Origin of the sequence: Stenotrophomonas daejeonensis, from assembly GCF_001431505.1 — a bacterium.
GTDB classification, from domain to species: domain Bacteria; phylum Pseudomonadota; class Gammaproteobacteria; order Xanthomonadales; family Xanthomonadaceae; genus Stenotrophomonas; species Stenotrophomonas daejeonensis.
Genome location: NZ_LDJP01000078.1, coordinates 15196 through 36696 on the forward strand (window position 1 = coordinate 15196; position 21501 = coordinate 36696).

Consider the following 21501-nt stretch of genomic DNA (forward strand, 5'->3'; position numbering starts at 1 on the left):
GGCGATGGGACAATCGCCGCCGGTTTCGCTTGTTGGCCGCCTCCATGTTCCGCTGGTTTGAATCCCGCCTCGATCCGTTTCCCTGCGATCCGCCCGTGCAGCCGCCGCGCGGCCTGTATGCGTTCTGCCGCCATTACACGCGCGGCGCGGAGAAGTGGCTGCTGTTGATGGCGCTGACCACCGCCGGCATCGCGGTGGCCGAGTTGGCGCTCTATGCCTACGTCGGCTCGCTGGTGGACCGGCTCGGCACCACCACGCCGGCCACCTTCATCGCCGCCGAGGGCCCGCGCCTGCTGTGGATGGGTACGCTGGTGCTGGTCGCGCTGCCGCTGCTGGTGCTGGTCAACGCGTTGGTGCAGCACCAGACCCTGCTCGGCAATTTCCCGATGCGCATCCGCTGGAGCGTGCACCGCTACCTGCTGCGGCAGTCGATGGGCTATTTCCAGGACGAGTTCGCCGGGCGCATCGCCACCAAGCTGATGCAGACCTCGCTGGCGGTGCGCGAGACGGTGGTCAAGCTGTTCGACATCGGCAACTACGTGCTGGTGTTCTTCATCGGCACGCTGGCGGTGGCCGGTTCCGCCGACTGGCGGATGATGCTGCCGTTCGTGGGGTGGCTGGTCGGCTATGCCCTGTTGATGTGGCATTTCGTGCCGCGCATGGAGCGCATCTCGCGCGAGCAGGCCGATGCCCGCTCGGAGATGACCGGGCGCATCGTGGACAGCTACACCAACATCGCCACGGTCAAGCTGTTCTCGCACTCGCGGCGCGAGCAGGCCTATGCGCGCGAGGCGATGGCCGGCTTCCTCGACAAGGTGCACCCGCAGATGCGGCTGGCCACGCGCATCTACTCGCTGCTGTATGCGCTGAACATGCTGCTGCTGTTCTCGGTGGTGGCGCTGGGCCTGTGGCTGTGGCACGGCGGCTCGGTGAGTGCCGGCGCGGTGGCGGTGGCCGTGGCGCTGGTACTGCGCATGCTGGGCATGTCGCAGTGGATCATGTGGGAACTGTCGGCGCTGTTCGAGAACATCGGCACCGTGCATGACGGCATCAACTCGATCTCGCTGCCGCCCACCGTGGACGACGCCCCCGGTGCCCTGGCATTGGCGGTGCAGGCCGGCGACATTCGCTTCGAGGGCGTGTCGTTCCACTACGGCAAGGCCGGTGGCGTGATCGAAGGGCTGGACCTGCACGTGCGCCCCGGCGAGAAAATCGGCGTGGTCGGGCGCTCCGGCGCCGGCAAATCCACCCTGGTCAACCTGCTGCTGCGCTTCCATGACGTCGAGCGTGGCCGCATCCTCGTCGATGGCGTGGACATCGCCTGCGTGCAGCAGGATTCGTTGCGCGCGCAGGTGGGCGTGGTCACCCAGGACACCTCGCTGCTGCATCGCTCGATCCGCGACAACCTGCTCTACGGCCGCCCCGATGCCAGCGAGGAACAGTTGCGCGCGGCGGTCGCCAAGGCGCGTGCCGACGGCTTCATCGCCGAACTGCGCGACAGCGCGGGCCGCAGCGGTTACGACGCCCACGTCGGCGAGCGCGGGGTGAAGTTGTCCGGCGGCCAGCGCCAGCGCATCGCCATTGCCCGGGTGCTGCTCAAGGACGCGCCGATCCTGGTGCTGGACGAGGCCACCTCGGCGCTGGATTCGGAAGTGGAAGCCGCCATCCAGGAAAGCCTGGACGGGCTGATGGCCGGCAAGACGGTGATCGCCATCGCCCACCGCCTGTCCACCATCGCGCGCATGGACCGGCTGCTGGTGATGGACCAGGGGCACATCGTCGAGAGCGGCACCCATGCCGAGCTGATCGCCGCCAATGGCCTGTATGCGCGGCTGTGGGCACGCCAGACCGGCGGCTTCGTCGCCGCCGATGCGCACGACGAGCCGGTAGTGCCCTGACGCAGGCGCCGCCTTCGGGGGAGCAGGCTGGGGCGTACCCGTCAACCGTCATCCCTGCGCAGGCGGGGATTGCTCTTGCTGATGCCCTGCGAATAAAGCCCATGAGCGACTGACCAGCTCCTCGGGCTGCTGAAAAGCACTTCCGTCTGCGCGGGGATGACGATGGCGGCCGGTTGGGGGAGGGAGTCGGGGCCGGGCTGGTGGAGAAGGCCGGCCAAGCCCCTCAATCGAACCCGCAGGTTCTCTGGATCACGGCATGGGCCTCGTCGTTGCCGTGCCATAGGTCCGTTGGTGGCAGCCGCGACTTCCAGCCGGTTTCAAGCAGGCTGCGGGCCAGGGCCATGTCGTCGAAGCGCCTGACCACGTTGGTCCCGGGGAAAACGACGCCGGCGCCAGGCTGGGTGCCGGCAGGTGCTTCCGCATCCTCGCCCTGCACGCTCTCGCGCAGCGACTGCAGTACCCGATCGAAGTCGAAAGCCTGCGCGGCCACCTGCACGGTTCGCGGAGCCGCGCCGTAATGGATGCTCCCGGAGCCGTCCGGGTGCACCAGCAACGTGCAGCCGCCCGGCGGCAACGACACCACCAGCCCGGCGTTCGATGCTTCCCCATCCGCCAGTGCCGTTGCCGTCGCAGCGGATGCGGCGAACAGCGGGATGACGGCGACGGCGGTCAGCCGGAACATGCCTGCATTCATCCGGAGCGCTCCTCGTCGGGGCCGGAGCTGGCCCGACCGGTCCGGACATGATGCCGGATTGCGGGCTCCCGCCGTTATGCACGGCTTGGGAAATCGTCCCCCGTCGAGGTCGGCGGAACCGATCGTTGGATTGGCTGGCTTCGACAACGCGGCATCTGCCCCGTGGGTCCCTAGCCGCGGCGCGTGCTGCGATAGACCGCCACGACCTGCGACGTGCTGGGGTTGGACATGCCCATGCCGTTGATGAAGACCGCCGGTGCGCCCTGCTTGAACACCGCGACGGTGCGGTCCACCGCAGCGCGCTGCTCCCGTGAGGGATTTTCGAGATCGAAGGAGAAGGAACTGCCTCGCTTCACCGGGATGCCGATGTCGGTCAGCTCCCGGATGAGGGCCTCGGCCCGCTGCGCCTGCTCGGAAGGGCAGTTGGGCGGCGCCAGCACCAGCACCATGTTGCGCGGTATGCCACTCGGCATTTCCACCGGGATGAATCCATCGGCCTCGGCCGCCACCGCAATGTCAGCGGCCGGGGCGCGCTTGCTCCACCAGTTGTAGGCGCCCGCCAGCCCTGCCACGACGAGAAGTAGTGTCCACCAGCGCATTGCTGTCTCCATTTTCGTGAGGGTTGATCCGGTGTCGCCCCCTCTTTTGCCAACAAGCCACGACGCGAAGTGGCGTCGGCTTGAATGAATTATCAGGCCCTACCACCCTTGAGCCTGCGCAAACGACTCTAGCTGCCCTTGGATGCGAGCAGCCAGTTCTGGCGATGAGTAGAACGCTAGATCAGGGGCATCTACATCGTCTTTGAACGCAACGACCACCAAGCGCTCGGTCTTACTATTCGCAACAACTTTGTACTCCCAGTTACCAGTTTGCTCCACAGGCAACGAATCAATTGACTGAACAAGGGCGCCTGCCTGGGATGCGTCTAAGCCGGACGTGAAAGAGTGGGACAGTTCTACGAGGAACGGACTAACACCCTCTTGGTCGAAGTTCATTGACGCCTCCGATAGACCTGAAACGTCAATCTGCGGAATCTGTTGGGCCCAAGACGCAGCAGAAATTGAAAGAAGCAGGATCAAGGTTGCGAGGAGTTTCGTCATAGGGCCTAATGCCTGAATTAAGCCGCGCCGCGAAGCGGCGTCGGCTTGAATGAATTGTTAGGCCGCATCCTTCACACTTCGCTGCCCCAAGTGAGCAAAACCCCCGCCAGAATACTCACGGCGAGGCCAACGAACACCCCCCAGAACACTTTGCTCAAAGCTCCGCGCCGTTTGTCATGCAGTTCTTTACGTTGACCGAAAAGAAACAAGTTGCCTGGGAAAAGAAAGCGCCAGAATCCCTCTATAGCTCCACTGACGGCGCCAATAGTCGCGAAGACCATAAGTGCAAGCCAGCCAAACATCGAGATGGGAAATCTTTGCCGAGATCGCTCTTCAATTAGGTAGTTGATTTTCTCCCCGACATCACTGGCATTCAGAGCTTTTGATGAAACTTCCGGGTCGGGAAGCATTGACGAGAACAACGACCAGAAAAGACCAACCATCGCTACAAACATCGTTAGAAGGCTGATCATTCGTGTCGCATCTCGGCCAATCATTGCTCTGGTTAGTACGGATGAGTGAAGGTACTCCCGAATGTCTGAGAAGATTAAGAAAACTGCATCTCTATCATCCCCGACAAGGTTGATGAAGGTGCCTCTAGAAGAAAACGTTAACTTCAAATAGAAAACGTCTTCCGTCTCAGCAATGAACTCCAACCTAGTTATTGCGCGCCAGTCGTCGTTGTCCTCCTTCAGGACGTCGCTCACGTTCGGCGTCTCGTAGACGTAGGAGTCTCCGCGAAAGACTTTCAGCAAAAGTTCGGGAGGGTTCTCAAACTTTGCGACTCTGTTGTTAATTAGCTCATGTATCCTTCGCACACGCGCTTCGTCGAGGATGAAGCTCTTATTGAAGTCGTGTTCTACGTATGCGCTCATCTTGTTCCCCCTGAATTGCGATGCACTGTGTTTGCGCTTTACGATATCGCGACGGACTCGCCAATGTGGCCTAACGCCTGAATTAAGCCGCGCTGCGATAGCAGCGTCGGCTTGAATGAATTGTTAGGGCGCGGTCTATAAGCAGTGACGCACAAATAGCTCACGATAAATGACTGCATCGCCCAAGGTTGGCGAAAACATCGGATGTCCGGGGTCGCGTCGCCATAGGCTCAGCATGCCTGCAATCTTACTTATCTGCCGCTTGAACTCTTCCCTCCGCTCAGCCGGACGTGCATGAGCGGAGTCCGCAATATGCTTGGCAATGCTTATACTTTCCTCGTAGAAGTCGCGAGAAATGCCAGTCATAGGAATGCCCCGCATCTTTAGCTCTTCCGACAGCAGCCTCGGCCCTGACCACTCTATTGGATTTTTATTGATTGAGAGACGGTATGTGAATAATCCAAAAATGACTGCACACAGAATGAGAATCGGGATCATGCTTGAACTCCGGGATTGCACAACTAGCGCCCTAACACCCGAATTAAGCCGCGCCGCGAAGCGGCGTCGGCTTGAATGAATCGTTAGATGCGCTCGTCAAGCCGGTGCATGAGGAGGCTAGCGAGCGCAACTAAATGCAACGTCTTACGGGAATCAGGGTTGATGTTTGCATGAGCCTTGGGATTGCGGATGCCCGTCATGGCCCCAGCGTATATATGCATATAGCCTTGTTGTTCGTCTCGCTCGGACTGTGAGTTCAGATCTGTGAGGCGAATCACCGGATCGTTGGCAGAGAATGCGCTGTTCATGAGGCCCGCACCGTCTGCCTCTCGGCCAGTGGCATCCCGATAGATCAGCTTCACCGCACTATTGACCTCCTTAAAGCAAGACTCGACAGCGTCTCCGTATAGGCCCTGCTCGAATCGTGGGCGAGCGAGGGCAACAATTCTTGGGTGTAGCAATTGCCAGAATGTTTCGTTTGGATCTGGCTGATCGTCGACGCTTGCGTGCTCAAGAAGATGACGGATCTCGGGCAAGACGAAGTCTTGTATGCGGGTGAGCGCCTCAGGTGCGTTCACCTGAAGTGGAATTAGTTCTTGTATTTGGCCAGCAAGATCCGACCAGCCGAGCTTCTTACAGAATAGAGATAGCGCGTCGAGCTTTCCACTCAGATGGGAGTCGTACACGCTCTGTGGTTCTGAGTCGCCGTAGTAGGCGTTTAGGTCAATCTTGAACGAATCCAGTTCGTCTAGGAGGCGAGTAAGTGCTTCTGATCTTGCTGACGTCATTGGAGTGCTCGCGTGCATCTAACACCTGAATTAAGCCGAGCCGCGAAGCGGCTTCGGCTTGAATGAATTGTTAGGGCCCAGCCGGCTGTTTGAGAAGGCTGGCCCACTCATGAAAGCGGTGACCCTCGGCTGAGATGGACCGAGTATGGATAGCCATGTTGCTGAGGCCGCGAGCGATGCCCTGAATCGCCTCTTGCAACAAATCGAATGTCTCGAATTCTGGCTCGGTTTTTGGATCCCAGTGCTTGAGCCAGTTTCGCGCCTTGTTTAGATGCTGCTGCGATAAGACCTTGCGGTCAATGCCATGAGACTCAGAGAAGGCACGAATTAGATCCTCGTGGGCTGAGTCATCTCCGAGCGCACGGCCGAGTATCTCTTCTGCAGCGCCGGCCAGCGTAATAGCGGGCAGTGGTGCATCGAAATCGATCAGCAGCCGGATAGCCCAATCAAGTTGGAGTGATGCTGCTTCGACTTTGCCGACACTCTGTGACATGGGCCCTAACGCCTGAATTAAGCCGCGCCGCGAAGCGGCGTCGGCTTGAATGAATTGTTAGGCCTCATTCTCGTCACGGTATGGATGCCGCGCAAGGATATCCAGGATCTCAGCCTCTTTACGCTCACGCCATGCCGGGTTGATACGCCCCATAAGCTCAAGTTCGCGGGCGAACATGATGCGTCGAAAGTCTCGGCCAGCTTCTCTGTGGTTGAGCTCGTAGTGGCCTGCGAGCGAGAACACCATGTCAGATGTGAGCCAATAGAGAAGGTCGTCTTGGGACGTGGTTGTGCGGCGCTCAAACTCCGACCCACGTTCTGTCACCACGTAACTGAGTTGATCGCCGGAAACCTCGACATGCGGTGAGCCATCGTGCCGCGGGACAGCATAGAGCGGCCACTCATGGCCCAGCTTGTCACATATGCTTTTGAACGATTGTTTGAGTTGCTGAAGTCGATCCATGAGGCCTAACGCCTATTCGGCCGCCTAATCGCGGCGTTTGCCCAAGTGTCCCGCTTTCTGGCCCCAATGTGAAGGCGTCGTGATGGTCGCAGGATCAAGGGCTTGGCGAGGATGAGGAGGCATGCTGGAACGCAGAGTCTTCGAGCGAACGCCGCAGAATTGCAGCCATAGCGGTTACACCGGCAAGAATGCGGTCTAATCATCTGCGGTGCACTGCACCCCTTGGGAGCTGGAACGAAGAAGGCCCGGGATTTTTCCCGGGCCTTCTTCATGCGGATCACCGGAATCCGGCGGTGAAATCAGCCTTTCCCTGATCCTCCCTGCACAACAGGAAGTTACTCGATCGGCTGGTCCAGCATCAGTTGCCGCGCAAACCGCACCGGCGGGGCGCCGTAGGACAGCATCTGGTCGTGGTAGGCCTTCAGGTCGAACGTGTCGCCGAGTTTCTCCTGCACCGCCTTGCGGGTGTCGAAATGCTCCTGCGCGCCGACGAAATAGGTCGGCAGCTGTGCCGAGGTCAGTTGCGCGCGTACCCATTTGCCGGCTGCTTCGCTTTCCTGCTGGAAGGCGTCGTGGGTCATCAGTTGCATGGCCTGCTCGCGGCTCCAGTTGTCCACGTGCACGCCCTGGTCGAGGATGGCGTTGGCAATCGTGCGCAGGTAGAACTTCAATTGCACGAGGTGGAACAGCGGGTCGTTATCGAGGTAACCCTGTTCCTGCATCATGCGCTCGGTATAGACCGCCCAGCCTTCGGCGAACAGGCCCGAGCGCAGCACGGCGCGCAGGGTGGAGGGGAACTTGCCCGAGTGCCAGCCTTCCAGGTAATGGCCCGGCGTGCCTTCATGGATGGACAGCAGGTGGATCATGCGGCTGTTGTATTCGCGCAGGAATGAATCGACCTGCTGGTCGTTCCAGTCGTCGGGAATCGGCGATACCGCGTAGAAGGTCTTCAGGTTCTTGTCCAGCGGGCCGGGCGAGTCGCAATAGGCCACGGCTACGCCGCGCTGGAATTCGGGCATCAGGATGATGTCCACCGGCGCGTCGGGCAGGGTCATCAGGTCATGGCTGCGCACGAACTCGGTGGACTGCGCCAGCGATGCCTTGGCGTCTTCCACCACCTTGTCGCGCGCAGGCTTGTCGGCGTAGGCCAGTTCCAGCGCGGCCTCGATGGCCTTCTGCTGCTGTTCGTCGCTAGGTTTGGCCGGCAGCGCCGGGGCGCCCGGCTTGTCCTTCAGCACCACTTGGGCGATGCCGTACATGTCCTTGCGCACGCGGGCCAGTTCGGCGCGGGCGCGCTCGCCGATCTCGGCGCGCGACAGCGAGGAGTTGAGCGAGAACTTCAGCTTCTGGTCGTACAGTTCCGCGCCGATGCGGAAGTCGCCCTTGGCGTTGGGCACCAGCGTCTTGTCCAGCCAGTCCTGCTGCTCGGCGACGGCGGTCTTGAGCGTGTCGATGGCGGCCTTCAGCCGCTCCTGGTCGGCGGCTTCGAGCTGGCCGATGTCGGGAGTGATGAAGGCATCGACGAGGCTGAGGATGCCCTTGTTCTGCTTGGCCACGGTTTCGGCGTGGATCTTCGGCACGCGCGCCGGGTCGAGGTTGGCACGGGCGGCGGCAAAGACCTGCGGCAGCTTCTCGATGCGTGCGGTGGCCGATTTCAGGCGCTCGGGCAGCGGTGCGAACTCGCGTGCCATCAGCCCGTAGATGGCGCTGCCGGCCAGCCCGTTGTAGACCTGCGGGTCCCATTGCCACGACTGCAGGGTTTCGCTGTTCCAGATGTCCGACTGCAGCTGGTTGCGCAGGATGGCCGCGTCCACCTGGTTCTCGCGGTTGAGTTTGGCGACGTCGATCTTGTCCAGTTCGGCGAGCAGTGCCTTGCTGGCATCCAGCCCCTTCTGCTGGCCGGCGGCGCTGAGGTCGTCGATCTCGGCGTCGAAGCGGTGATCGCCGATCTGGGTGGCGCCGACCGGTGACAGCTGCATCCACGTGTCCAGCGCTTTCTTCGACAGTTCGGCGAACTGCGCATCGGCCTGGCTCTGGCCGGCCTGCTCGGTGGCGGTTGGCGGGGTATTCGGGGCGTCGCTGTTCTGGCAGCCGGCCAGGCTGGCGAGCAGGGCGGCGGCGAGCAGGTGCTTGCGCATCGGGAATCCTGTTGTGGCGGGGAAAGGCCGAGTATGGGCCGGCGGCCACGTCGGTGCCCCTGCCATTGGCTTACCATCGCCGCAGGTATCCACGGAGCATGGCGATGCATTACGAAGGCGGTTGTCACTGCGGGCGCATTGCGTTCGCGTTCGAGTCCGGCGAGCCGATCAGCGGCGCGTTGTCCTGCAATTGCTCGATCTGCCGGCGGCGCGGTTCGCTGCTGTGGTTCGGGCCGCGCGATGCGTTCGAGCTGAAGAGCGATCCGGCCGAGCTGGAAAGCTATCGCTTCAACACCGGCCATATCGACCACCACCATTGCCGCGTCTGCGGCGTGGCGCCCTTCAGCGAGGCGCAGGACCCGCGCACCGGTGTGCCGACGGTGGCAGTCAACCTGCGCTGCGTGCCGGCGCTGGACCTGGATGCGTTGGCGGTGACCCATTACGACGGCGCCGGCCGCTGATGCCCCCGCGCCGGATCGTGGGTGGGATGCTGGTGCTGCTGGCCGTTGCCGGTTGCGCGAAGCAGGAGCGCCTGGGCGCGGCCGACGCGATGGCGCTGGCTTCGCCGGAGGGGGCGTTCCTCGCATACGAACACACCGTGCAGCTGCGGCTGCCGGGCGAGCGGATCGCGCCGCGCTTGAAGACGGTGGCCGAGGCGTGCCAGAGCGGCAGGTTCGGTGATTGCGCGGTGTTGCAGTTGTCGCAAGCCGGTGGCGATGGCGCTTCCGGTTCCATCGAAGTGCGTGTTGCGCCGAAGGGCGTGGAGCCGCTGGTCGCGCTTGCCGGCGAGCAGGGCGAAGTGACCGCGCGCAGCACGCATGCCGAGGACCTGGCGCAGCAGGTGTCCGATACGCAGTTGACGCAGGCGCGTTTGAAGAACGAACACGCGCGCCTGCTCGACTACCAACAGCGCAAGGATCTGGCGGTGGCCGATCTGCTGACCATTTCGCAGCGCCTGTCCGAGATCGAAGCGGGGCTGGAGCAGGCCAACCGCGAGGCGGCGCAGCAGCACCGGCGCATCGACACGCAGAAGCTGGCGATCCACATGGAAGCCACCAATGGCCAGCGCAACCGCAGCGAGATCGGCCGGGCCTTCGCCGAGTTCGGCGGTATTTTCACCGCCAGCCTGGCGTGGCTGATCCGCCTGTTCGCGGGCTTGCTGCCGGTGGCGCTGATCGGCGGAGGCGTGCTGTGGGGTGGTTTGAAACTGTGGCGGCGCGGGCGGCAGAAGCGCAGTTGATCGTCATGCGGGGCACGCCAAGGCGTGCCCCGGCGTTTTCCACCCATGCCAGTAGTCGCTGGCGCCCACTTGCGAAGCGGCGGTGAAGCCCTCGGCGGAGCTGGGATGTTCCGGGCGCGGCTTTTCCGGCTGGGCCACACCCGACTGCATGTACCCGGCGCCGTGGTGGCTCAGCCCTCGTCGTGTTCGTATTCGATGACCAGCCCGCGCTCCTGCGCCAGCCGTTCCACGGCCTGCCGTGCCTTCTGCGCGGTGGCGGTATTGCCGACCTCGACTTCCAGTTCGTGGATGCCCGGGCCAATGTCGTCGGACAGGCCCGCCGAGCTGGAATCCTCGTCGTCCATGTGGGCCATCAGGTCGTCGGTTTCCTCGACGTGCTCGATGCCTTCCAGGCCGTGCAGCAGGTCGCTCACGGCGAGGGCATCGTCGGCGCTGCCGGTGATGCGGATGCGCAGCAGGGACATGGCGGTCTCCGCGTATGGGGAAGGTCCAGCTTGGGCAGCCGCCGGGCAAGGAAGCGTGAAACGCCGCGGTGCGGCGCACCTGCCGCGGCCGGCGCATGGCCGGCCATGGCAGGGAGCGTGGCGTCAGTTGGGCAGCACCCGCACCGGCAGCGGGATGTTGCACAGGTCGATGTGCCCGGCCGCACGCTTGTAGAAGCCGTCCACGCGGTTGCGGCGCGCTTCCACCGCATCGGCGAAGCTCTTCGAGTCGGTGCGCAGCACCTGCAGCGGTACGCGCTCGCCGGCCGGCAGTTCGCTGGCCAGGTGGATGGCGCGGATCGGCGTGCGCTGCGCGGCATCGTCGTAGAAGCCCATCGGCGGCGGCCCGCGCTTGATCGTGCTCAGCAGCTCCATGCCCTCGAGCACACGCCCGACCACGGTGATGTTGCGGTCGAGCTGGCGCGGCGACTGCCCGGTGACGACGTACAGTTCGGCGCCGATGCTGCTGTCGTCGGCGTTGTTGCGGCCGGCGCCGACGGTGCCGTAGCAGTGCGCCAGCCAGGCATGCTCGCCGTCGCCGGCCACGGCGAAGTCGCCGACGAAGCCGGTCTTCGCGGCCCAGCCGTCGCGGTCGGGCAGGGCGGTGAAATCCAGCCCGGCGGCCGCGCGCTGGAACTCGGCCGGCAGATGGGTCTTCGCGCTGCCCAGCGGCTTGGCCTTGCCGGCCTCGTCGGCATCGGCGTCGCCGAACTGGACCACGAAGTTGTCCTGCGAGCGGTAGACGCTGGTGCCGTCCCAGAAGCCCTCGCGCGCCAGCGTGCGGATGTTGCCGGCGTGCTCGGGGGCGAACTGCGGGGCCAGCTCGATGATGACGCGGCCGCCGTCCAGCTCCATGTACAGCAGGTTCTCGGCGGCCGGGGTGTGCCAGTCGCCGTCCGGCGCGGCGTCGATGATTTCCTGCGCGCTGCGGTACTTGGCGGGGGCGTCGGCGGCCAGCAGCGGCAGCGGCGACAGCAGCAGGGCAAGGGCGAGCAGGCGTGGGCGGAACGTCATGGGTGCGGGTCCGTTGGCGGTGGTGGTGGTATCCCGATTCTGCGTGAACGCGGGTACCGGCGGCCAGCACATGACCGTGGCGGGGGTGACTACCGGCACATTCGCTATAGCGAACTTCGCAATAGTGTTCGCTTCAGGCTAGTTGGCAGGTACAGGGCATGTCCGATCCCGATGTCCATCTGCGCAAGTTCCAGAAGGAGTTGAGCACCGGCACGGTGTCGCTGGCGCTGCTGGCGGTGCTGGCCAGGGCGCCGGAGCCGATGTACGGCTACCTGATCGCCAAGGAGCTGGAGCGCGTCGGCGACGGCGTGCTCAGCGGCAAGCAGAGCGCGCTGTACCCGGTGCTGCGCAATCTGGAAGGCGCCGGCCTGCTGGAAAGCCACGTGGAGCCGTCGGTAGCCGGGCCGCCGCGGCGCTACTACCGCATCAACGACGATGGCCGCGCCGCGCTGCGGCAGTGGATCGCGGCCTGGACTGCCACCCGTGACTCGGTCGAGTCGGTACTGGAGGGAATCAACTGATGAACAACGACATCCATGCGCGGCCGCTGCCGACCACGATTCCCGAATACCTGGAGCAGCTGCGCGCGGCGCTGGCCGGCGCCGACCCGGCGATGATCCAGGACGCGCTGTACGACGCCGAGGAATACCTGCGCTCGGAGCTGGCCGAGCAGGCCGGCAAGAGCGAGGCCGAGGTGATCGCCGGCGTGGCCGGCAGCTACGGCGCACCGGAGGAAGTGGCCGAAATCTACCGCGAGACCGAGGTGACGGTGAACCGCGCACTGCGCGCACCCGGCCCGGCAGCGCGGTCGGCCCCGGTTGCCCCGGCGCTGGCGGCAACGGCGGCGGCCGCCGCCGCGGTGCCGGCCAGGCCGCGCTCGTGGCTGGCGCGCTTCTTCGGCGTGGTGCTGGACCCGCATACCTATGGCGCGCTGTTCTACATGCTGCTGTCGCTGGCCACCGGCATCTTCTTCTTCAGCTGGGTGGTGACCGGGCTGTCGCTGTCGATGTCGCTGCTGATCCTGATAATCGGCATCCCGGTGCTGCTGCTGTTCCTGGGTTCGGTGCGGGTGCTGTCGCTGGTGGAGGGCCGCATCATCGAGACCATGCTGGGCGTGCGCATGCCGCGCCGGCCGGCCTATACCGACAGGAGCCAGGGCTGGACGGTGCGGATCGGCACGATGTTCACCGACGGTCGCACCTGGTTGACGATGCTGTATTTCCTGCTGATGCTGCCGCTGGGCGTGGCCTACTTCAGCATCGCCACCACCCTGTTGTCGCTGTCGCTGGCGTTGGTCTTCGCGCCGCTGGCGGAACTGCTGTTCGACCAGCCGGTCGGCATCTGGATCGACGGCGTGAACGTGGCCGGCGCGCTCTGGCTGTGGCCGCTGACGGTGCTGGTGGGCGTGCTGCTGCTGTTCGCCACCCTGCACCTGGCACGCGGCATCGGCAAGGTACACGGAGCGATGGCCAAGCACCTGCTGGTGCGGCTGTAATCGGGAGGGCCCGTGCCGGGCAAGCCCGGCACCTACGAACGCGCGTAGATGCGGGGCTTGCCCCGCATGGGCTTCACCGGGAAGACGTCGTACCGGGCAAGCGCGGCACCTCTCAGCGCTGGGCGCGGCGGCGCAGCGGGGTGACGTTGCTGGCGGCGGCCTTGCGGCCCTTCTTCGCCGGCGCCACCTGCGCCTGCGCATGGAAGAAGTCGCGTACCTTCGGGTACACCACCTCGCGCCAGCGGCGGCCGCTGAAGATGCCGTAGTGGCCGGCGCCCTCGACGATGAAGTGGCTGCGGCGCGCGGCCGGGATGCCGGTGCACAGCGCCTGCGCGGCCTCGGTCTGGCCGAGGCCGGCGATGTCGTCCAGCTCGCCCTCGATGCTCAGCAGCGCGGTGTCGCGGATCACGGACGGGTCCACGCGCTCGCCGCGCACGTGCCACTGCCCGCGCGGCAGCAGGAATTCCTGGAACACCACGCGGATGGTGTCCAGGTAGAACTTCGCCGGCATGTCCAGCACCGCGTTGTACTCGTCGTAGAAGCGGCGGTGGGCGTTGGCGTCGTCGAGGTCGCCCTTGACCAGGTCGGTGTAGAAGTCCCAGTGCGACATCAGGTGGCGGCTGGGGTTCATGGTCACGAAGCCGGCGTGCTGCAGGAAGCCGGGGTACACGCGGCGGCCCTGGCCGGGGTAGGGCGCGGGCACGCTGTGGATGACGTTGTTCTCGAACCACGACAGCGGGTTGCGCGTGGCCAGGTTGTTGACTGCGGTGGGGCTGCAGCGGGCGTCGATCGGGCCGCCCATCATCACCAGCGAGCGCGGCGTGGCCTCGCCGCGGCTGGCCATCAGCGACACCGCGCCCAGCACCGGCACGGTGGGCTGGCAGACGCTGACCACGTGCAGCTTGTCGGCGCCGAGGTGGCGGATGAATTCCTGCACGTATTCGACGTAGTCGTCGAGCCCGAACTCGCCGGCTGCCACCGGCACCATGCGCGCGTCGATCCAGTCGGTGACGTAGACGCGGTGGTCCTGCAGCAGGGTACGCACGGTGTCGCGCAGCAGGGTGGCGTGGTGCCCGGACAGCGGCGCCACCACCAGCACTGCCGGCTGCGCCAGCAGTTCCTCCACGCGCGCGCCGTCGTTGCTGTGGCGCTTGAAGCGCAGCAGCCTGCAGAACGGTTTTTCCAGCTCGGTAAGCTGGGCGACGGGGACGACCTCGCCGTCCAGTTCCAGCTCGTGGATGTTCCACTCGGGCTTTTCGTAGTCCTTGCCGAGGCGATGGAACAATTCGTTCATCGCCGCCAGCCGGTCCGCGCCCGGCATCGACGACCACCAGTGCCCGGGGTTGTTGAAGAACGCCGCGTTGGCTTGCGCCTGGTGCACCCACGGCGCCATCAGGTTGCGGGTCAGTTCATGCAGTTGGTAGAGCATGCCGGGCAATATGTATGGTCATATGACGCTATGCAGCATAGCGCAAACCGGCAGGTGGGGAGTTAAGCCCACGGGCAACCGTAGGTCGGGGCTATGCCCCCGACGCCCCAGGCATCAGGCGCAAGGCGCGTCGGGGGCATAGCCCCGACCTACGGTTGATCCGTAGCTGGCTGGCTTGCCCGGCAGGGATTTTCCCGGGCAAGCCCCACACCCGCGAGGTTTCAGCCGTTGCCTTCCAGCGCGGCCACGTCGTCGTCGAACGCCGGCCCCAGCCAGCAGTGCGAGCCGACGGCGCGGAAGCCGGCGGCCTGCAGCTGGCGCCGGTACCAGCGCGCCGGACGCGGCTGGAAGCCCTCGTGGTCGCCGTGGAAGTCGTCCTCGGCAGTGAAGGTTTCCAGGAAGGCGACGCCGCCGCACAGCTCGGCCAGCCCTTCCAGCCCGCGCCGCAGCTCGCGGTCGGGCACGTAGTGCATCACGTCCGAGCACACCAGCAGGTCCACCGGCGCGCACGGGCGCAGCCACTGGAAATCGCCGAAACGGGCCAGGTGCAGGTTGCGCGTGCGGCCGTAGCGCTGCACCGCGTATTCGCTGCCGTCGAAGCCCATGTAGCGCAGCTTCGGCCGCAGTTTCAGCAGCGGCGCGCGCCATGCGCCTTCGCCGCAGCCGATGTCCAGCACGCTGCGGACCGGGCGTTCGAGGTAGTACTCGGCCGTGGCCACGGCCAGCTGCACCTTGCGCGCCAGCCGCGCCGCGCCGCCGATGTCGCCGCGCCGGTACCAGCGCTGGAAGTAGGTGGCGTCGTAGTGTTTTTCCTGCATGGGCATCAAGGATGGGCGAAAATGGCGACCATCCTAACGCCCGCCGCCGGAGCCAGCGCATGCAGTCGTATTTCTGGGTCAAGACCTTCCACATCGTGTTCGTGGTGGCATGGATGGCGGCGGTGTTCTACCTGCCGCGCATCCTGGTCAACATCGCCGAGGCCGCCGGGCAGGCGCAGGTGGCTGAGCGGCTGCAACTGATGGGGCGGCGGCTGTACCGCTTCGGCCACGTGATGTTCGGTATCGCTTTCGTGCTGGGGCTGGTGCTGTGGCTGGGCTACCGGGTGTTGCCGGATTTTCCGACGATGGTGGCGCAGGGCTCCGGCTGGCTGCATGCCAAGCTGGCGCTGGTGGCGCTGCTGTTCGTCTATTACGTTGTCAGCGGGCGCTGGTTGAAGGGCACGACCAAGGGCCGCGTACTGCCGTCGTCGCGCACGCTGCGCTGGTTCAACGAACTGCCGCTGCTGCTGTTCATCGCGGTGGTATGGCTGGTGATCGCCAAGCCATTCTGATGGCTTGAACATGCGCAAGGCCGGCAATGCCGGCCTTGCGTCTTTGTTTTTCGTAGGATCGACGCAAGTCGCGAGAGGCTTTCCCGGTACGGCCCCATCGCGACTTGCGTCGCTCCTACAATGGGGCTTGCCGGGTTTCAGGCCGCTTCGTAGGTGCCGTAGCCGCGCAGGCGCTTGTAACGCTTGTCCAGCAGCTCGTCGATGCTCAGCTTCTCCAGCGCGTCCAGCTCGTTGAGCAGCACCGCCTTCAGGCGCCTGCCCATCTGCGTGGGGTTGCGGTGGGCGCCGCCGATCGGCTCGCGGATCACCTTGTCGATCAGGCCCAGGCCCTTCAGCCGCGCGGCGGTCATGCCCAATTGCTCGGCCGCTTCCTTGTTCTTGCCGGCGTCCTTCCACAGGATCGAGGCGCAGCCTTCCGGGCTGATGGTCGAATAGACGCTGTATTCCAGCATCAGGGTGCGGTCGCCCACGCCCAGCGCCAGCGCGCCGCCGGAGCCGCCCTCGCCGATCACGGTGCAGATCACCGGCACCTTCAGTTCGGCCATTTCCATCAGGTTGCGGGCGATGGCCTCGGACTGGCCGCGCTCCTCGGCATCGATGCCCGGCCAGGCGCCGGCGGTGTCGATCAGGGTCAGCACCGGCAGCTTGAAGCGCTCGGCCATCTTCATCAGCCGCAGCGCCTTGCGGTAGCCCTCGGGCTTGGGCATGCCGAAGTTGCGGCGGATCTTCTCCTTGGTGTCGCGGCCCTTCTGGTGGCCGATCAGCATCACCGGGCGGCCGCCGATGCGGGCCAGGCCACCAACAATGGCCTTGTCGTCGGCGAAGGCGCGGTCGCCGGCCAGTTCCTGAAACTCGTCGCAGAAGATGCCGATGTAGTCCAGCGGGTAGGGGCGCTGCGGGTGGCGCGCCACCTGCAGTACCTGCCACGAGGACAGGTTGCGGAAGATCTGCGCGCTGCGCAGGCGCAGCTTGTCCTCCAGCGCCCTGACTTCGGTTTCGACATTGACCGCCGGGCCGGCGCTGGCGCTGCGCAGGTCCTTGATCTTGGCTTCCAGATCGGCGATGGGCTGCTCGAAATCGAGGTAATTCGGATTCATCGGAAACCGTCTTGAATGAAAGTGGGAAAGTGTAGCCGAACGGGTTGCGGCAACCCGTACGCGGCCGTCCGGTGGGGTCAGCTGGCCCAGGGCGGGCTGTAGGCCAGCTTGACCTTGCGCACCGCCGGGTCCTCGCGCAGGGCGTCGAGCAGCTGCGGGCTGGCCCGCACCGCGCCTTCCCTGCCAAGGTCGAGCATGCCGGCCACGCCGCCATCCTTGCCCTGCAGCAGCAGGTCCAGCCGGATCGGGGTGCGGCCGGGGCGGTGGGCCGCCAATATCGGCTCGATGCGCTGCCACACCGGGCCGCCGCGGCCATCCACGCGCAGCGACAGCCGGGTGGCGTGGTCGGCGCACAGTTGCTCGAAATCCCAGCACTGGCGGATGCGCAGGGCGTAGCCGCCGTTGAATTCGTCTTCGCGCAGGCCGCCCTTGACCACCAGGATGCGGTCCTTGGTCAGCAGCGGGCCGAACTCGGCCAGCCCGTCGGAGAACGCGCTGCATTCCACCCGGCCCTTGCCGTCCTCCAGTTGCACGAACACCTGGCTGTCGCCCTTGCGGCGCACGCCCACGACCATGCCGGCCAGGATCACCTGCGCTTCCTGCCGCCAGCCGCGCTTTTCGCCGTCGCGCGGCGGCGGGGCGGGCGCGACCAGCTTGTCCAGCGCGCCGAGGTCGGTGCCGACCAGTTCCTTGACGTCGTCGGCATATGGGTCGAACGGGTGGCCGCTGAGGTAGAAGCCCAGCGTCTCGCGCTCGCCGTTCAGCAACTGGCCCACCGGCCATTCGCGGCTTTCAGGCAGGTCCAGCTGCGCGGCGGTGTTGACCGGGTCGGGCGCGCCGAACAGCGAGTTCTGCCCGGACGCCTTCTCGCGCGCCATCTGCTCGGTGGCCTTGACCACCTCGGGCAGTTGCAGCATCAGCGAGGCGCGGTTTTTGCCGAGGCCGTCGAGCGCGCCGCACTGGATCATCGCCTCCAGCGTGCGCCGGTTGAGCTTGGCCGATTCGACGCGCACGCAGAAATCCATCAGCGAGGCGTATTCGCCGCCGCGCTGGCGCTCGGCGACCACCGCCTCGCACGCACCCTGGCCGACGCCCTTGATCGCGCCCAGCCCGTAACGGATGGTGTCGGCGCTGGACGCCTCGAACATGTAGGCCGAGTCGTTGACGCGCGGCGGCAACACGTTCAGGCCGAGGTTGCGCACCTCGGCGAGGAAGCCGACCACCTTGTCGGTGTTGTCCATGTCCGAGGACAGCGTAGCGGCCATGAACTCGGCCGGGTAATGGCGCTTGAGCCATGCGGTCTGGTAGCTGACCAGCGCGTAGGCGGCGGCGTGCGACTTGTTGAAGCCGTAGCCGGCGAACTTTTCCATCAGGTCGAAGATTTCATCGGCCTTCGGGCCTTCGACACCGCCCTTGGCCGCGCCCTCGCGGAAGATTTCGCGGTGCTTGGCCATCTCGGCCGGCACCTTCTTGCCCATCGCGCGGCGCAGCAGGTCGGCACCGCCCAGCGAGTAGCCGCCGACGATCTGCGCCATCTGCATCACCTGCTCCTGATACACCATGATGCCGTAGGTGTCCTTCAGGATGGCCTCGGTGCGCGGGTCGGGGTAGATGATCTCCTCCTGCCCGTGCTTGCGCGCGTTGAACGAGGGAATCAGGTCCATCGGGCCGGGGCGGTACAGCGACACCAGCGCGATCAGGTCTTCGAAACGGTCGGGGCGCGCGTCCTTCAGCAGCCGGCGCATGCCCGAGGATTCGAACTGGAACACCGCGCCGGTATTGCCGTTGGCGAAGATGTCCTTGTAGGTGGGCGCGTCGTCGAGCGGGATCGCGGCGATGTCGATCGGCGGGATGCCGGCGCGGGCATGGCGTGCGTTGATCGCCTTCACCGCCCAGTCGATGATGGTCAGCGTGCGCAGGCCGAGGAAGTCGAACTTCACCAGCCCGACTTCCTCGACGTCGTTCTTATCGAACTGGGTGACCGGGTTCCTGCCGATGCCACCCTCGTCGTGTTCGGCGTACAGCGGGCAGAACTCGGACAGCGGCTCCGGGCCGATCACCACGCCGCCAGCGTGCTTGCCGGCGTTGCGGGTGAGGTCTTCCAGTTGCAGCGCCAGGTCGATCAGGTCGCGGACGTCGTCCTCGGTTTCGTAGCGCTGGATCAGTTCGGCCGAGGCCATTTCCGAATCCGGTCCTTCCTTGCCGCGGCCCAGCGCGTCCTTCAGGTGGATGCCGAGGATGTTCGGGATCAGCTTGGAAACACCATCGACCAGACCGTAGGGGAAGCCGAGCACGCGGCCGGTGTCGCGCACCACCGCCTTGGCCGCCATCGTGCCGTAGGTGATGATCTGGCTGACCCGCTCGCGGCCGTACTTGCGCGCGACGTAGTCGATCACCTCGTCGCGCCGGTCCATGCAGAAGTCGATGTCGAAGTCGGGCATCGACACGCGTTCCGGGTTGAGGAAGCGCTCGAACAGCAGGTTGTAGGGCAGCGGGTCGAGGTCGGTGATCTTCAGCGCCCACGCCACCAGCGAGCCGGCGCCCGAACCGCGCCCCGGGCCGATCGGGATGCCCTGGTTCTTGCCCCACTGGATGAAGTCAGCCACGATCAGGAAGTAGCCGGGGAAGCCCATCTTGATGATGGTGTCCAGCTCGAATTCGAGCCGCTCGAAGTAGTCCTCGCGGGTCATGCCCGGCGCCAGCGGGTTCTTCTGCAGGCGCTCTTCAAGGCCTTCGCGCGACTGCTTCTGGATCCACGTGTCCAGCGTCTCCTCGTCGGGCACCGGGTAGTTCGGCAGGAAGTAGGTGCCCAGCCGCATCTCGACGTTGCAGCGCTGCGCCAGCGCCAGCGTGTTGTCGATGGCGTCGGGGATGTCGGCGAACAGCGCGCACATTTCCTCCGGCGTCTTCAGGTACTGCTCGCGGCTGTACTCGCGCGGGCGCTTGGGGTCGTCGAGCACGCGGCCGGTGGAGATGCACACGCGCGCCTCGTGCGCGTCGTAGTCGGCCGCGTCGAGGAAGCGCACGTCGTTGCTGGCGATCACCGGCAGCCCGCGCTGGCCGGCGGCCATCAGCGCGAACTGGTTGAAGGCCTCCTCGCCATCGCGCTTGGTGCGGGTCAGTTCCAGGTGCAGGCCGTCGCCGAACACGCGCTGCCAGTCGGCCAGCTGCTGCTCGGCCAGGTCATGGCGGCCCTCGGCGGCCAGCCGCCCGGCCAGGCTGTCGCGCCCGGCCAGCGCGAACAGGTTGTGGCAACCGTCCTTCAGCCACTGCGGGTGCACGGCGACGCCGCCCTCGTTGCGGTGGCCTTCCATCCACGCGCGGGTCAGCAGCCGCGACAGGCTCAGGTAGCCCTCGCGGTCGCGGCACAGCAGGGTCATGCGCCACGGGGCGTGGCCGTCCTCGGCGACCAGCACGTCGGCGCCGGCGATCGGCTTGATGCCCACGCCCTCGGCGGCCTTGTAGAACTTCACCAGCGCGAACAGGTTGTTCAGGTCGGTGATCGCCAGCGCCGGCGCGCCCATCTCCACCGAGCGGCTGAGGATGTTGGGCTGCTTGGCCTTCTTCGGATCGGCCTGGTCCGGCTTGGCCGGTACGCGGATGGTGGAGTCCACCATCGAGAACTCGGTGTGGACGTGGAGATGGACGAAGCGGGGAGTGCTCATGCCGGATCACTGCGGTGACAGGGCAGGGTAGCGGCGGGGGCAAGGGGGGACAAGGCTTGACAGCGGCTCTTGCGGGGGCGACTGGCGAGTGACGGAGGCCGTAGGTGCCGGGCTTGCCCGGCACGGGGCTTCACCGGTAAAGCCACATGCGGGGCAAGCCCCGCATCTACGGTGGGGTGGACAACGGCGCGTGCGCGGCCAGTGCTTCGCGTACCGGGGCGAAGCTGCGCCGGTGCTCGGGGCAGGGGCCATGCATGCGCAGCGCGGCCAGGTGCACCGGGGTGCCGTAGCCCTTGTGCTGGTCGAAGCCGTATTCGGGGTGGCGCTGGTGCAGGTCCAGCATGTAGCGGTCGCGGCTGACCTTGGCCAGGATCGAGGCGGCCATGATCGCGCGGTCGATGGCGTCGCCGCCGACCAGCGCCTCGGCCGGGCAGGGCAGGCCCTTGGGTACCTTGTTGCCGTCGATGCGCGCGAACTGCGCCGCATGTGCCACGCCTTCCAGCGCCCGGCGCATGCCTTGCATCGTCGCCTGGAAGATGTTGATGCCGTCGATCTCGGCCACGTCCACCATCACGATGCAGTGGGCCAGCGCGCGCTCGACGATGCGCTCGAACAGCTGCTCGCGGCGCGCGCTGGCCCACTGCATCGTGATGGTGGACGTGGCCGAGATCGACGGCATCAACATCTTCCAGGCGACGATGCAAGGCATGCGCCGCATGTGCCACGCCTTCCAGCGCCCGGCGCATGCCTTGCATCGTCGGCAACAAGGTAACCAAGGGCCTGCCCTGCCCGGCCGAGGCGCG

At 65.5% G+C, this 21501-nt stretch carries 22 protein-coding genes; 6 read left to right on the top strand and 16 right to left on the bottom strand.

The genetic code is table 11. The features are described from left to right. The first annotated feature begins 44 nt into the window (after positions 1-44). On the top strand, positions 45-1898 hold the full coding sequence (locus ABB34_RS12650; RefSeq protein WP_057641685.1) for an ABC transporter ATP-binding protein: 1854 nt from the start codon (positions 45-47) through the stop codon (positions 1896-1898). Between the two features lie 223 nt (positions 1899-2121). Here the strand turns inward: ABB34_RS12650 and ABB34_RS12660 are convergent, their stop codons facing one another. From ABB34_RS12660 to ABB34_RS12680, 9 genes are all read right to left on the bottom strand, one after another. Then, complete coding sequence (locus ABB34_RS12660; protein ID WP_057641687.1) at positions 2122-2580, bottom strand: hypothetical protein; 459 nt, start codon at positions 2578-2580, stop codon at positions 2122-2124. 182 nt (positions 2581-2762) lie between these two features. Then, positions 2763-3191 (bottom strand): hypothetical protein, encoded by a 429-nt coding sequence (locus ABB34_RS12665; RefSeq protein WP_152979616.1) that lies wholly within the window; start codon positions 3189-3191, stop codon positions 2763-2765. Between the two features lie 99 nt (positions 3192-3290). Next, positions 3291-3692, bottom strand: a complete 402-nt coding sequence (locus tag ABB34_RS15275) for a hypothetical protein (protein ID WP_152979617.1) — start codon at positions 3690-3692, stop codon at positions 3291-3293. 71 nt (positions 3693-3763) lie between these two features. Then, a complete protein-coding gene (locus ABB34_RS12670; protein WP_211258207.1) occupies positions 3764-4399 on the bottom strand; it encodes a hypothetical protein in 636 nt (211 codons plus the stop codon). Positions 4400-4702: 303 nt separating this feature from the next. Next, a complete protein-coding gene (locus ABB34_RS15280; RefSeq protein WP_152979618.1) occupies positions 4703-5065 on the bottom strand; it encodes a hypothetical protein in 363 nt (120 codons plus the stop codon). A gap of 83 nt (positions 5066-5148) precedes the next feature. Next, positions 5149-5751, bottom strand: a complete 603-nt coding sequence (locus ABB34_RS14975) for a TIGR02391 family protein (RefSeq protein ID WP_161808915.1) — start codon at positions 5749-5751, stop codon at positions 5149-5151. A 172-nt stretch (positions 5752-5923) separates the two neighbouring features. Beyond that, positions 5924-6346 (bottom strand): aldo-keto reductase family protein, encoded by a 423-nt coding sequence (locus tag ABB34_RS15285; protein WP_152979619.1) that lies wholly within the window; start codon positions 6344-6346, stop codon positions 5924-5926. Positions 6347-6403: 57 nt separating this feature from the next. Continuing rightward, the gene (locus ABB34_RS12675) at positions 6404-6808 is read right to left on the bottom strand and encodes an Imm63 family immunity protein (protein WP_083490195.1); all 405 of its coding nucleotides are present in this window, start codon (positions 6806-6808) and stop codon (positions 6404-6406) included. A gap of 335 nt (positions 6809-7143) precedes the next feature. After that, positions 7144-8946 carry a DUF885 domain-containing protein gene (locus ABB34_RS12680; RefSeq protein ID WP_057641691.1) on the bottom strand — a complete coding sequence of 601 codons (1803 nt, stop codon included), beginning with the start codon at positions 8944-8946 and terminating at the stop codon, positions 7144-7146. Between the two features lie 104 nt (positions 8947-9050). Here ABB34_RS12680 and ABB34_RS12685 point away from each other — a divergent pair, with 104 nt between their 5' ends. Together ABB34_RS12685 and ABB34_RS12690 are read left to right on the top strand one after the other, a co-directional pair. Beyond that, the gene (locus tag ABB34_RS12685) at positions 9051-9407 is read left to right on the top strand and encodes a GFA family protein (RefSeq protein ID WP_057641703.1); all 357 of its coding nucleotides are present in this window, start codon (positions 9051-9053) and stop codon (positions 9405-9407) included. Further along, positions 9407-10186, top strand: a complete 780-nt coding sequence (locus ABB34_RS12690; protein ID WP_152979620.1) for a DUF4349 domain-containing protein — start codon at positions 9407-9409, stop codon at positions 10184-10186. Before ABB34_RS12685 ends, ABB34_RS12690 begins: the two co-directional genes overlap by 1 nt. Positions 10187-10356: 170 nt before the next feature. Here ABB34_RS12690 and ABB34_RS12695 read toward each other — a convergent pair whose 3' ends face one another. Both ABB34_RS12695 and ABB34_RS12700 read right to left on the bottom strand, forming a co-directional pair. Next, positions 10357-10650: a hypothetical protein gene (locus tag ABB34_RS12695; protein WP_057641693.1), complete on the bottom strand. Its 294-nt coding sequence runs from the start codon at positions 10648-10650 to the stop codon at positions 10357-10359. Between the two features lie 123 nt (positions 10651-10773). Next, the gene (locus ABB34_RS12700) at positions 10774-11682 is read right to left on the bottom strand and encodes a peptidylprolyl isomerase (RefSeq protein WP_057641694.1); all 909 of its coding nucleotides are present in this window, start codon (positions 11680-11682) and stop codon (positions 10774-10776) included. 158 nt (positions 11683-11840) lie between these two features. Here ABB34_RS12700 and ABB34_RS12705 point away from each other — a divergent pair, with 158 nt between their 5' ends. Together ABB34_RS12705 and ABB34_RS12710 are read left to right on the top strand one after the other, a co-directional pair. Next, positions 11841-12203: a PadR family transcriptional regulator gene (locus ABB34_RS12705; RefSeq protein ID WP_057641695.1), complete on the top strand. Its 363-nt coding sequence runs from the start codon at positions 11841-11843 to the stop codon at positions 12201-12203. After that, a complete protein-coding gene (locus ABB34_RS12710) occupies positions 12203-13177 on the top strand; it encodes a sensor domain-containing protein (protein ID WP_057641696.1) in 975 nt (324 codons plus the stop codon). Before ABB34_RS12705 ends, ABB34_RS12710 begins: the two co-directional genes overlap by 1 nt. 112 nt (positions 13178-13289) lie before the next feature. On the opposite strand, the gene ABB34_RS12715 is transcribed toward ABB34_RS12710, so the two are convergent. Next, positions 13290-14606, bottom strand: coding sequence for a polyhydroxyalkanoate depolymerase (locus ABB34_RS12715; RefSeq protein ID WP_057641697.1), 1317 nt, complete (start codon positions 14604-14606; stop codon positions 13290-13292). 221 nt (positions 14607-14827) lie between these two features. Next, positions 14828-15430: a class I SAM-dependent DNA methyltransferase gene (locus ABB34_RS12720; RefSeq protein ID WP_211258208.1), complete on the bottom strand. Its 603-nt coding sequence runs from the start codon at positions 15428-15430 to the stop codon at positions 14828-14830. Between the two features lie 53 nt (positions 15431-15483). Between ABB34_RS12720 and ABB34_RS12725 the strand changes: the two genes are divergently transcribed. Next, a complete protein-coding gene (locus ABB34_RS12725; RefSeq protein ID WP_057641698.1) occupies positions 15484-15936 on the top strand; it encodes a CopD family protein in 453 nt (150 codons plus the stop codon). A 137-nt stretch (positions 15937-16073) separates the two neighbouring features. Here the strand turns inward: ABB34_RS12725 and ABB34_RS12730 are convergent, their stop codons facing one another. From ABB34_RS12730 to ABB34_RS12740, 3 genes are all read right to left on the bottom strand, one after another. After that, positions 16074-17033, bottom strand: a complete 960-nt coding sequence (locus ABB34_RS12730) for an acetyl-CoA carboxylase carboxyltransferase subunit alpha (RefSeq protein ID WP_057641699.1) — start codon at positions 17031-17033, stop codon at positions 16074-16076. A gap of 77 nt (positions 17034-17110) precedes the next feature. Next, positions 17111-20698 carry a DNA polymerase III subunit alpha gene (gene dnaE / locus ABB34_RS12735; protein ID WP_057641700.1) on the bottom strand — a complete coding sequence of 1196 codons (3588 nt, stop codon included), beginning with the start codon at positions 20696-20698 and terminating at the stop codon, positions 17111-17113. Between the two features lie 166 nt (positions 20699-20864). Beyond that, positions 20865-21383, bottom strand: coding sequence for a ribonuclease HII (locus tag ABB34_RS12740; RefSeq protein WP_425478984.1), 519 nt, complete (start codon positions 21381-21383; stop codon positions 20865-20867). Positions 21384-21501: the final 118 nt, after the last annotated feature.

Excerpts from the sequence above, each read along its gene's own strand:
- dnaE (WP_057641700.1), bottom strand. The coding sequence starts at position 20,698 with ATGAGCACTCCCCGCTTCGTCCATCTCCACGTCCACACCGAGTTCTCG.
- ABB34_RS15280 (WP_152979618.1), bottom strand. The coding sequence starts at position 5,065 with ATGATCCCGATTCTCATTCTGTGTGCAGTCATTTTTGGATTATTCACA.
- ABB34_RS15275 (WP_152979617.1), bottom strand. The coding sequence starts at position 3,692 with ATGACGAAACTCCTCGCAACCTTGATCCTGCTTCTTTCAATTTCTGCT.
- ABB34_RS12740 (WP_425478984.1), bottom strand. The coding sequence starts at position 21,383 with ATGTTGATGCCGTCGATCTCGGCCACGTCCACCATCACGATGCAGTGG.
- ABB34_RS12720 (WP_211258208.1), bottom strand. The coding sequence starts at position 15,430 with ATGCCCATGCAGGAAAAACACTACGACGCCACCTACTTCCAGCGCTGG.
- ABB34_RS12725 (WP_057641698.1), top strand. The coding sequence starts at position 15,484 with ATGCAGTCGTATTTCTGGGTCAAGACCTTCCACATCGTGTTCGTGGTG.
- ABB34_RS12710 (WP_057641696.1), top strand. The coding sequence starts at position 12,203 with ATGAACAACGACATCCATGCGCGGCCGCTGCCGACCACGATTCCCGAA.
- ABB34_RS12705 (WP_057641695.1), top strand. The coding sequence starts at position 11,841 with ATGTCCGATCCCGATGTCCATCTGCGCAAGTTCCAGAAGGAGTTGAGC.
- ABB34_RS12660 (WP_057641687.1), bottom strand. The coding sequence starts at position 2,580 with ATGTTCCGGCTGACCGCCGTCGCCGTCATCCCGCTGTTCGCCGCATCC.
- ABB34_RS12665 (WP_152979616.1), bottom strand. The coding sequence starts at position 3,191 with ATGCGCTGGTGGACACTACTTCTCGTCGTGGCAGGGCTGGCGGGCGCC.
- ABB34_RS15285 (WP_152979619.1), bottom strand. The coding sequence starts at position 6,346 with ATGTCACAGAGTGTCGGCAAAGTCGAAGCAGCATCACTCCAACTTGAT.
- ABB34_RS12685 (WP_057641703.1), top strand. The coding sequence starts at position 9,051 with ATGCATTACGAAGGCGGTTGTCACTGCGGGCGCATTGCGTTCGCGTTC.
- ABB34_RS12650 (WP_057641685.1), top strand. The coding sequence starts at position 45 with ATGTTCCGCTGGTTTGAATCCCGCCTCGATCCGTTTCCCTGCGATCCG.
- ABB34_RS12690 (WP_152979620.1), top strand. The coding sequence starts at position 9,407 with ATGCCCCCGCGCCGGATCGTGGGTGGGATGCTGGTGCTGCTGGCCGTT.
- ABB34_RS12680 (WP_057641691.1), bottom strand. The coding sequence starts at position 8,946 with ATGCGCAAGCACCTGCTCGCCGCCGCCCTGCTCGCCAGCCTGGCCGGC.
- ABB34_RS12675 (WP_083490195.1), bottom strand. The coding sequence starts at position 6,808 with ATGGATCGACTTCAGCAACTCAAACAATCGTTCAAAAGCATATGTGAC.
- ABB34_RS12695 (WP_057641693.1), bottom strand. The coding sequence starts at position 10,650 with ATGTCCCTGCTGCGCATCCGCATCACCGGCAGCGCCGACGATGCCCTC.
- ABB34_RS12715 (WP_057641697.1), bottom strand. The coding sequence starts at position 14,606 with ATGCTCTACCAACTGCATGAACTGACCCGCAACCTGATGGCGCCGTGG.
- ABB34_RS12700 (WP_057641694.1), bottom strand. The coding sequence starts at position 11,682 with ATGACGTTCCGCCCACGCCTGCTCGCCCTTGCCCTGCTGCTGTCGCCG.
- ABB34_RS12730 (WP_057641699.1), bottom strand. The coding sequence starts at position 17,033 with ATGAATCCGAATTACCTCGATTTCGAGCAGCCCATCGCCGATCTGGAA.